The 8,798-nt window shown below is 67.7% G+C and carries 12 protein-coding genes; 8 read left to right on the plus strand and 4 right to left on the minus strand.

Annotation, left to right across the window (positions count from 1 at the left end; genetic code table 11):
* The 3 genes from AC2VOP_RS16900 to AC2VOP_RS16910 form a co-directional block, all read left to right on the plus strand.
* The coding region (locus AC2VOP_RS16900; RefSeq protein ID WP_486962037.1) for a metallopeptidase family protein at positions 1-197 on the plus strand (197 nt) is incomplete at its 5' end.
* Positions 198-362: 165 nt separating this feature from the next.
* Entirely contained in the window at positions 363-587 is a 225-nt protein-coding gene (locus AC2VOP_RS16905; protein ID WP_486962038.1) for an antitoxin MazE family protein, read from the plus strand.
* Positions 584-913, plus strand: coding sequence for a type II toxin-antitoxin system PemK/MazF family toxin (locus AC2VOP_RS16910; RefSeq protein ID WP_486962039.1), 330 nt, complete (start codon positions 584-586; stop codon positions 911-913). The genes AC2VOP_RS16905 and AC2VOP_RS16910 overlap by 4 nt, the downstream gene beginning before the upstream one ends.
* Before the next feature lie 314 nt (positions 914-1,227).
* On the opposite strand, the gene AC2VOP_RS16915 is transcribed toward AC2VOP_RS16910, so the two are convergent.
* Both AC2VOP_RS16915 and pheA read right to left on the minus strand, forming a co-directional pair.
* Positions 1,228-1,935, minus strand: a complete 708-nt coding sequence (locus AC2VOP_RS16915) for a histidine phosphatase family protein (RefSeq protein ID WP_486962040.1) — start codon at positions 1,933-1,935, stop codon at positions 1,228-1,230.
* Positions 1,932-2,936 (minus strand): prephenate dehydratase, encoded by a 1,005-nt coding sequence (pheA, locus tag AC2VOP_RS16920; protein ID WP_486962041.1) that lies wholly within the window; start codon positions 2,934-2,936, stop codon positions 1,932-1,934. Before pheA ends, AC2VOP_RS16915 begins: the two co-directional genes overlap by 4 nt.
* Before the next feature lie 104 nt (positions 2,937-3,040).
* Between pheA and AC2VOP_RS16925 the strand changes: the two genes are divergently transcribed.
* Positions 3,041-3,886: a DUF2470 domain-containing protein gene (locus tag AC2VOP_RS16925; RefSeq protein WP_486962042.1), complete on the plus strand. Its 846-nt coding sequence runs from the start codon at positions 3,041-3,043 to the stop codon at positions 3,884-3,886.
* Between the two features lie 27 nt (positions 3,887-3,913).
* Complete coding sequence (locus AC2VOP_RS16930) at positions 3,914-4,693, plus strand: CPBP family intramembrane glutamic endopeptidase (RefSeq protein ID WP_486962043.1); 780 nt, start codon at positions 3,914-3,916, stop codon at positions 4,691-4,693.
* A 46-nt stretch (positions 4,694-4,739) separates the two neighbouring features.
* Here the strand turns inward: AC2VOP_RS16930 and AC2VOP_RS16935 are convergent, their stop codons facing one another.
* Together AC2VOP_RS16935 and AC2VOP_RS16940 are read right to left on the minus strand one after the other, a co-directional pair.
* The gene (locus tag AC2VOP_RS16935; RefSeq protein ID WP_486962044.1) at positions 4,740-5,582 is read right to left on the minus strand and encodes a glycerophosphodiester phosphodiesterase; all 843 of its coding nucleotides are present in this window, start codon (positions 5,580-5,582) and stop codon (positions 4,740-4,742) included.
* Positions 5,583-5,586: 4 nt separating this feature from the next.
* Complete coding sequence (locus AC2VOP_RS16940; RefSeq protein ID WP_486962045.1) at positions 5,587-6,660, minus strand: DUF4328 domain-containing protein; 1,074 nt, start codon at positions 6,658-6,660, stop codon at positions 5,587-5,589.
* Between the two features lie 380 nt (positions 6,661-7,040).
* Here AC2VOP_RS16940 and AC2VOP_RS16945 point away from each other — a divergent pair, with 380 nt between their 5' ends.
* The 3 genes from AC2VOP_RS16945 (at position 7,041) to AC2VOP_RS16955 (ending at position 8,669) form a co-directional block, all read left to right on the plus strand.
* Positions 7,041-7,208 (plus strand): hypothetical protein, encoded by a 168-nt coding sequence (locus AC2VOP_RS16945; protein WP_486962046.1) that lies wholly within the window; start codon positions 7,041-7,043, stop codon positions 7,206-7,208.
* 109 nt (positions 7,209-7,317) lie between these two features.
* Entirely contained in the window at positions 7,318-7,941 is a 624-nt protein-coding gene (locus AC2VOP_RS16950) for a superoxide dismutase (protein ID WP_486962047.1), read from the plus strand.
* Positions 7,942-8,270: 329 nt separating this feature from the next.
* Positions 8,271-8,669 (plus strand): transcriptional regulator, encoded by a 399-nt coding sequence (locus tag AC2VOP_RS16955; protein ID WP_486962048.1) that lies wholly within the window; start codon positions 8,271-8,273, stop codon positions 8,667-8,669.
* Positions 8,670-8,798 lie beyond the last annotated feature (129 nt).

An 8,798-nucleotide genomic window follows, 5' to 3' on the forward strand; every position in this document is an offset into this window, starting at 1 on the left:
GCGTGGCGTTGACCGCGCGCGACTCCAACTACGCCGGATCGCTGCCGGACACCGTCACCATCTATCGCGAGGCCCTGTTGGACATGTGTTCATCGGAGGCCGAAGTCGTAGACGAGGTCGCGATCACGGTGATTCACGAGATCGCGCACCACTTCGGCATCGATGATGATCGACTGCACGAGCTGGGCTGGGGGTAGCGAGCAGTAGATCTTCCCGGATACCCGGATATCTCATCGCCCATCTGGCCATCCACGCAGCACTGCATGGCAGAGGGTCGGCGAGCACCTACTCTTGAATGCACTTGGGAAAGCCGCGAGCCGAGCCGAATTGATGACCCGCCATGTTACATGTAACCTTGATGGATGGCTAGCACACGAGAGCGGGTGCAGGAACATCGGCGGCGGTTGCGCGCCCAGGGGCTTAGGCCCGTTCAGATTTGGGTTCCCGACGTAAGGGCACCGGAATTCGCCGCAGAAGCTCACCGCCAGTCGGCTGCCATCGCCGCCAGCGAGCAGGAGGCCGACGATCAAGCTTTTGTCGACGCTATCTCTTCCGACTGGACCGCCGACGGTGAGTCCGCCGAGTGAGGCGAGGCGATATCCACGTCGCTGCCGCACGAGGTGTCTACACGGGCAAGCCGAGACCGGTCGTCATCGTTCAGGATGATCGATTTGATGCGACCGCCTCGGTCACGGTCTGTCCGCTGACAACCGACGCCGTCGAGGCACCGCTGAGCCGGATCGCTGTGGAACCGACAGCGGCAACCGGTACTGAGCATCCAAGCAAAATCATGGTTGACAAGATCACCACAATGCCGCGGGCGAACGTGCAGGAGCGTGTCGGCCGTCTCGCAGATAGCGACCTCATCCGACTCGATCGCGCACTGCTGGTGTTCCTCGGGCTTGCCGAATAAGCAGCCCCCAGGATTCATGGTGACTGCCACGGCAACCCGATCGCGCCGCGCGGCGTTGCGCGCGATGATCGTCGGCGCCCGGTGCTATGAACGACCCATGGATGAGCACTGGCGGAACTGCCGGGGCTGCCGGGCCAGTCTGGACCACTGCCACGGCACCCTGATTCATCACCGGCTGTGCGGGCCGGAGTGCACTGACGACAGCTGTACCGATACCGCGATGATCCGGCACGCATTCGTGGTCGACTGCGACGCAGTTGGCTGTCGATGCGCGAACGCGGCGGCGCTCGCCGTCTGACGCGGGTCGTCGAGTTTCAGCCCATCGGTCCGGTGGCGGACTGCGCCGCGTCGACGTCCGGGGTGGCGGGCCTCGCGTCCAGGCCGAGACGAAACGGCGGCGTCAACGTGCCCCACCGCAGACAACTCCACCGCCCGTCGGTGATCGGGGCCAGCACCACCGACTCCGCGTTGCCGAGGTGATGATCGAGCACGAACTCGCCGTCCACACCGGCCAGCACGGCCGCTGCCAGCCGGATCGCCGCCCCGTGGCTGACGACGACGACGTCGCCGGTCCAGTCGTCGTCGTCGAGGTAGCGCATCCGCAGTTCGGTGAGGACCGGCAGGACGCGGTCCAACACCTCCTCCGCGGTCTCCCCGCCGGGCAGGGCCACGTTCCGCTCGCCCCGATGCCAGCGCTGATAGACCGCGTTGAACTCGGCGATCGCCTCGTCGTCGTTGCGGTTCTCCAACGATCCGACCTGCACCTCGTGGATGCCGGCGACCTCGCGGAACGGCACACCGAGCTGACCGCCGATCTCCGTGGCGGTCTGTACCGCCCGGGTGGCCACCGAATGTGTTACCAGCGCCGGCAGTCCCCCCAGTCGCGAGCTGCACCGCGCGAACGCTCGAGCCTGTTCGTGACCCAGGGGAGTCAGCTGCGAGCCGGGCGGCAGGGTGTCCAATCGGCGGTCGACGTTTCCGTAAGACTGACCGTGGCGCACCAGCACCAACCGCCCGCTCATTCGGGCACTCCAGGTGCGCCCGATGCTCCGGGGGCGCTGTCGCCGGCCCCTCCGGCCTGGCCGGACTGCCCGGCGCGCAGCCGCGCCAGCCATCGCGCCGCCTCGTCCAGCCGCGGCGGCGCTGCGCCGGCGACCGTCCCGGTCGGCCAGGAACCCAGGTATCGCAGATCCGCACAACGACGGTGCAGCGCCTGGAGCGCCTCGGCGACGGCATCGTCGTCGATGTGGCCCACACAGTCGACGAAGAACACATAGGTGCCCAATGCGACGCGGGTGGGCCTGGACTCGATCCGGGTCAAGTCGATGTCGCGGACCCCGAATTCGGTCAACGCTGCCACCAGCGCACCGGGCGTGTTGTCGATGTGCAGCACCACCGACGTCCGGTCGGCCCCGGTACGGGCCGGTGGCGGCCCCGGCGGGCCGACGAGGACGAAGCGGGTGCGGGCGTTGGGTTCGTCGACGACCCCGTCGGCCAGTCTCGTCAGTCCGCACTGGGCGGCGGCCAGCGCCGTGCTCACCCCGGCATCGGCACGGCCGTCGGCGACCTGCTGCGCTGCAGCGGCGTTGGAGTTGGCCGGCAGCACCTCCGCGGAGGGCAGGTGACTGGTCAACCAGCGCCGCACCTGCGCCGCCGCAACCGGGTGCGCCGCCACCGTGCGCACGTCGGCAGCATCCCGGCCGGGCGCGATCACGATAGAGAACGCCACGTCCAGGGTGGTCTCGGCGAACACCTGTAGCGGCGAACCCATCGCCAGGCTGTCCAGAGTCGGCAGCACACCGCCTTCGATCGAGTTCTCGATGGGCACGCAGGCGTAGTCGGCGGCACCGGCTCGCACTGCGTCGAGCGCGGCCAATGTGCTCTCGGCAGGCACCCGCAGCACGTCGTTGCGGTTGGACCGGCTGCCGCTGCCGGCTGCCGGGACCATGCCGGCCGCACTCAGCTGGATCAGCGCCGCGTCGGTGAAGGTCCCCGCCGGGCCGAGATAGGTGATGCAGACCACGCGTCAACCCTATCGACCGCGGTGCGGTGCCGGGCGCCGCGAGTTGCAACCGTTGCCGACAAGTAGTTAGGTTAGGCTTACCTTATTAGTGAAGGAGCGTCGCTATGGCCTATCCATCAAATCCGCCAAACCCGTCAAATCCGCCAAACCCGCCAAGAACCGCCCCGACGGCCGCGGAACTGATCCGCAGCGCCTGCATCCGGGCGCCGGCGCTACTTGCCGTGGCCGACGCCGACCCGGTCGCCGCGCCGGTGCGTCACCTTCTGCCAGACGGGTCGTTCGCAGTCGCCGCCGGCGCAGAAGTCGCAACCGCGGTCACCGGCAGCGGTGAGCAGGCGATGCTGGAGCTCACCGATCACGCGCCGCTGCCGCTGCGCGCCAGGGTGCGCGCTCTGGTGTGGATCCGCGGCCACCTGCAGCGGGTGCCGCCGCAGGAGATCGGAGATCTGCTCGACAGAATCGCCGCCGAGGACCCCAACCCTGCCCTGCTGCAGGTGCATTCGCCGCGGTCGGAGACCGACGCATGTCGCAGCGAGGCCAGGTACCGGCTGCTGCGGTTGTCAACGGAATCGGTGGTGATGGTCGACGCCACCGGTGCCGAGGCAGTCACCGTCGATGACCTGCTGACGGCTCGGCCCGACCCGTTCTGCGTGATCGAGGCGGGCTGGTTGCGGCACCTGGACTCCTCGCACCCGGAGGTGGTCGCACGGTTGGTGGCCAAGCTGCCGTTGCGGTTGCAGCGGGGTCGGATACGCCTACTCGGGGTCGACCGGTACGGCATCCGGCTGCGCGTCGAGAGGGCCGACGGTGACCACCAGGACCACTGGGACGCCCAGGACGTCCGATTGCCGTTTCACCAGCCGGTCGAAGACGTGGCCGGCCTGAATCGGGCGGTCCGGGTGCTGATGGGCTGCCCGTTCCTCAATGGACTACAGGCACGCCGTTCGTAACGGATCGCCTGCGGTTACCGTGTCGAGGTGACCGAGCCCGGCGCCGCACCCGACGCCGGGCTGCCGGCTGCGCAGCGGAGCGCGCTGCGGCTGGAGATCGCGCTGCTGCTGGCGGTCACCTATGGCCTCAGCGCCATCACCGCGATCCTGGATCTGACCGACTCGGTGCTGCGCAACCTGAGCACCCAGCGGATTGCCCTGAACCCGAGGCGGTCGTATTTCGACCTGGTCGACCTCGGTCTCAACGCGGCCTGGGCGGTGCAGCTGATCGCCTGGGGCGGCCTTGCGGTGTACCTGTTGTGGCGCAGCGGATTCGGTCCGGACCGGGTCGGGCTGGGCAGGTTGTGTTGGCGGGCGGACCTGGTCGGCGGGGTCGGCCTGGCGGCCCTGGTCGGCCTTCCTGGCCTGGGCGCCTACCAACTGGCACGGGTGCTGGGTGTCAACGCCGCGGTCATCCCGGCCGCAGTGAACGACACCTGGTGGCGCACTCCGATGCTGGTGGTGATCGCGTTCGCCAACGGCTGGGCCGAAGAGGTGATCGTCGTCGGCTACCTCCTCACCCGGCTGCGGCAGCTGCGGGTACGCCCGACGGTCGCGCTGGCCTGCTCTGCCCTGCTGCGCGGCGCCTACCACCTCTACCAGGGGTTCGGCGCCGGGCTGGGTAACGTCGCGATGGGTCTGGTGTTCGGATACGCCTGGACGCGCACCGGCCGGCTGTGGCCGCTGATCATCGCCCACGGGCTCATCGACACCGTCACGTTCGTCGGGTACGCACTGCTCGTCGGTGAACTGGGCTGGCTGCGCTGATCAGCGTGCACGGCTGGTCGCTGCCCAGGTGCGCGGTGACCGCCGTTCAGCCGTGGCCGGTACCGCTCGCCCCGCGTTGCAGCCAGGCCTTGGTCCGGGCGGGATAGTTGGTGGCGATCCACGCCACCCCGATGTCACGGCAGAAGTCGACGTCTTCGAAACGGTCGACGGTCCAGCAGTACAGTGCCCTGCCCTGGGCGGCCGCGCGGTCCACTAGTTGCGGGTGTTGCCGCAAGGTGGCGATCGACGGGCCGATCGCCGTGGCGCCGACGGTGGTGGCGGCGCTGCCGCGCAGATACCGGGAGGCCGACCCGAGCAGCACCGTGGGCAGCAACGGCGCCGCACGGCGGATCCGCCAGACCGCAGCCGCCGAAAACGACATCACCACCGCGCGTGACCGGGCCGCCGAAGCCGGCGCCGCGATCCCGAACCGCTGTAGAAGCGCCAACACCTTGCGCTCCACCAGCGCGCCGTAGCGAACCGGATGCTTGGTTTCGATGAAGATCTTCACCGGACGGTTCCAGTCCAACACCAGCGCCACGAGCGCGTGGAGTGTCAGCAGCCCGGTATCGCTAAGGTCGGTGCGACGACCGCGGTCGTCGCCCGCGTGCCGGCTGTTGTGCCAGGCCCCGTAGTCCAGTTCACGCAACTGCGCCAGGGTCATCTCGCTGACCAGGCCGGCTCCGGTTGAGGTGCGATCCACCCGGCGGTCGTGGACACAGACCAGATGGCCGTCACTGGTCAACCGCACGTCGCACTCGACCCCGTCGGCACCTTCCTTGAGGGCAAGATCATAGGCCGCGAGCGTGTGCTCCGGGCGCCTGATCGACGCGCCTCGGTGGGCGACCACGAAAGGGTGCCCGACCAAGACTTCGTCGGCCGATGCCATGGCTCTACGCTGCCGGTTCCCGCCCGTTCGACTCAAGCACCGCAGCGGGCGGCGTGTCTTCGGCGGGGTGTTCTGGTGCGTCACGCCGATCGTCGGCGACCACCACCCACCGGTGTGTGGGCCGCTGCGCCGCCCGGCCCTCAAACCCCTCGAAAACCCTCGCCGCCGCTGCGACCGCGGCCCCGCCCAGCAGGTAGGCGATCGCCATCGCCACCGTGTTGTTGGCGATGCCCTGGGCGTCTTGTGCCCGGCTGGTGGCGGTGGCGAGGATCGACATCGCAGTGCTGAGCGCCCAGAGCAGCCACCACACCACAATCGGTTTGCGCAGCCGCGGCAACCGACCCTCCCACTCAGCCACTTCGAGGACGTACACCGGCGCCCAGGCCAGGTTGACCAGCGGCACCAGGCAGCCCGCCCACAGGGCCCAGCCTGGCCGCGAATCGGGCAGGTGCGGTTGGGCGAAGGCCTTGAAGGCCTGGGCCCGGCGCTCGATCAGCCAACGGGTCAGCAGCACAGCGCAGCCGATCACCGCCGCGACGGCCGCCAAGCTGGCCAGCCCGGACAACCACACCGCGGCCCCGGCCACCACTGGGTGCAGCAGAATGGTGCGGTTGACGATCAGCAACGCATAGACCACAGCCTGGGTAAGTGCGGCCACGCCCAGCACCGCCATGGTCGCGAACAGCATCTTTCGCACCGCCCGAGCGTGACGGGCCGATAGCCCGCGTCGCTCCGGCGACTTCGGCGGTGCCACCGACGGGTCCACCCGGTCCATCAGGCTCCACCGGGGTATCACGGCATAGCGGGGCGTGGGGCCCAGCTCGCGACGCCGCGGGCGCGGCGGGGGAGGCGGGCCGGGCCGCACCGCGATCCAGCGGTAACCGGGTGTCAGCTGGGGTGCAGGCCGCCGTGTGGCTGCCGCCGCGGGCGGAGCGCTCGCCCGCAGGTTCTGCTGCAGTTCGGCATCTTGCGCATCGCTGAGCGGTGCCCACAGTGCGCCGTGACACCGCGGGCACCACGCTCGCCGCCGATCGTGCACGTTCCATTGGGTGCCGCACCGGGAGCACACCTGGATCACCGCACCAGCGTAGCGAGCGGCCGGCCCGGATGTGGCTCGTGGGCCTGCGACAGCTATTCCGGCGGTATCCACAGTTTCCACAGGCTTATCCACAGCGGGGTCGCCAACCGCAGCCCGCTGACCCGCCCTCTGCGTTCCCAACGGACCACAGTTGTGGACAACATTTCACCCCACACCCCCGCCATTAACATCCTCGTCGGGGGTCGAGCGAAATGTCTTGCCGCGCTAACTACCTGCTGTCGCACTCGGTCTCGGCGTGTGCTCAGAGCCGGCGCCGGCCCGCCATTTTCACAGTGGCGCCGGACACGCTATGATCGCGCCCACGGTAGTTGTGACACATCTCACGGGAGTTGATGGCGAGTGCAGGTCAGGACAGTTCGATGACGACACATCCGATCGGATCACAGTCCGCGGCGGCGCCGTCGCAGTGGTATTCAGGGTATCCGGGATCGCCGACGTGCAACCGTGCCCATCTGCTGGCCGGCGTGCGCGCCGGGTTGATCGCACTGATGTTGTTGACAGTTCTGGTCGGGATCGTTCTGCTCTAAGGCGATCTGCGGCGAATTCTCCTGGCGCCCGGGTGCGTTCTTGCGGTGCACGCTGTCATAGAGCAATGTTGACAGCGGGTGACAGACAACGATCGAAGGAAGGAACCACGTGGCTGAATACACTTTGCCGGACCTGGACTGGGACTACGGCGCACTGGAACCGCACATCTCGGGCCAGATCAACGAGCTTCACCACGCCAAACACCACGCCGGCTACGTCAAGGGCGCGAACGATGCGCTCGCCAAGCTCGAGGAATTACGGGCCAAGGAAGACTTCTCGGCGGTCTTGCTCTACGAGAAGAACCTCGCGTTCAATCTCGCCGCCCACGTCAACCACAGCCTGTGGTGGAAGAACCTCTCCCCTGACGGCGGTGACAAACCGACCGGGGAACTCGCGGCCGGCATCGACGACGCATTCGGATCGTTCGACAAGTTTCGTGCGCAGTTCCACGCGGCCGCCACCACCGTACAGGGATCCGGCTGGGCGGCGCTCGGCTGGGATAGCCTCGCCCAGAAGCTGCTGATCTTCCAGGTCTACGACCACCAGACCAACTTCCCGCTCGGCATCGTCCCGCTGCTGGTGCTCGACATGTGGGAGCACGCGTTTTACCTGCAGTACAAGAACGTCAAAGCTGACTTCGCCAAGGCCTTCTGGAACGTGGTCAACTGGGCGGACGTACAGTCGCGGTACACCGCTGCCACGTCGAAGACCGCGGGGCTGATTTTCGGCTGAGCGTCGGCGCCGACGGACCCGGCTCCCACGCTCGGTAGCAAATTCCACCAGCCGACGATCACTACTGAGTGCGCGTTGCCGCGCCGGCGGTGGCAGTGCCTGCGTGGCATCGCTACGGTGTCCTGGCCCGCAGCGCCGGCAACGACGGTGACGGGATTTCGCTTGATATACCCTATTTGACGGGGTATGCGTCGCTCGTTCGAGCTGCCGACGGGGTTTTCAGGCGACCAACGTCGGATTCCTGCCATGTTCGCTCTTGGTTGTGCGCCTCACTATCGTTACGATGATCAGCAAATACGAGCACACCAGCCTTTGTGGAGGTTCCATCGATGAGCACGACGTTCGCCGCTCGGCTGAACCGCCTCTTCGACACGGTGTACCCACCCGGGCGCGGCCCCCACACGTCTGCCGAGGTGATCGCTGCGCTCAAGGCGGAAGGCATCACGATGTCGGCTCCGTACCTGTCCCAGCTGCGCTCGGGCAACCGGACGAACCCGTCGGCGGCGACCATGGCGGCGCTGGCCAACTTCTTCCGGATCAAACCCGCTTTTTTCACCGACGACGATTACTACGAGAAGCTCGACGCCGAGTTGACGTGGCTGGCCGGTGTCCGCGACGAGGGCGTACGCCGCATCGCGACGCGAGCCGTCGGACTCTCACCTGACGCCCAGGAGGACATTTTGGCCCGGATAGCCGAGTTGCGGCGCAGAGAGCACCTGAGCGCCTGAAGCGTCGAGCTCCGAGACACCGGGAGGCAGCGGGGATGAGAAGCCCTATGTCAAGCCACCGCGTCTTGGGTCGTGATGAATCGTTGGAGTGCTCGGTGTTTGGTGGGGTCGTAGGGGACGTTGTCTTGC

Source organism: Mycobacterium sp. TH-M106 (assembly GCF_057473765.1).